At 52.4% G+C, this 557-nt stretch carries 1 protein-coding gene; it reads left to right on the top strand.

Annotated features, from left to right (window positions below):
- A partial coding sequence (locus tag AAFU51_18900; protein MEO1573310.1) for a hypothetical protein occupies positions 1–545 on the top strand: 545 nt, incomplete at its 5' end.
- Positions 546–557: the final 12 nt, after the last annotated feature.

Raw genomic sequence — 557 nt, 5'->3', positions numbered from 1 at the left:
GTTACGGCAATTATCGCGGCCAATACAACCACGAAACCGTCCCCATCAACAACGAAGTCTTCTTCGACACTTTGGACATCAACCACGCTTTCGCTCATGTGCAGATTGATCATGTCGATAATTTTTTCGACCCAGTCGAGCCCGACGCCGACGCTGATCCTCCCGTCGTGCCCGATCCTCCCAAATATTTTTATTGGGACCCTTTAGACCTCAACGACTACGTGGATGAGTGTATTCGCACCGTCCGTATTTTTCATCGGACACAATGGCGCTACAAACCACCCGATCTTGAGATTCTTCGTCCATATCTCAATTTCGCCCCTGCCGACCTCGTCGCCAAGACTCTTGAAGTCACCACCCAGTGGGGACGCCATGTCGCACAGGATACCTACCGACGCGTCTTCCATTCGCCGTTTCCTGCCGCGAATGTTTCACGGCGCCGCGAGCCCGTCGCCACCGACACTTGCTTCGCCGATGTCCCTGCCGTCAACTATGGATCTCTCATGATTCAACTGTACTTCGAGTCAAGACCAAAATACAGTTGAATCATGAGAGAG

The sequence above is a fragment of the Bacteroidota bacterium genome, assembly GCA_039821555.1.
Classification (GTDB): Bacteria; Bacteroidota; Rhodothermia; order Rhodothermales; family Rubricoccaceae; genus JBCBEX01.
The sequence above is the reverse complement of the archived record's forward strand: the minus strand, read 5'-3'. Positions and strand labels throughout refer to the sequence as shown.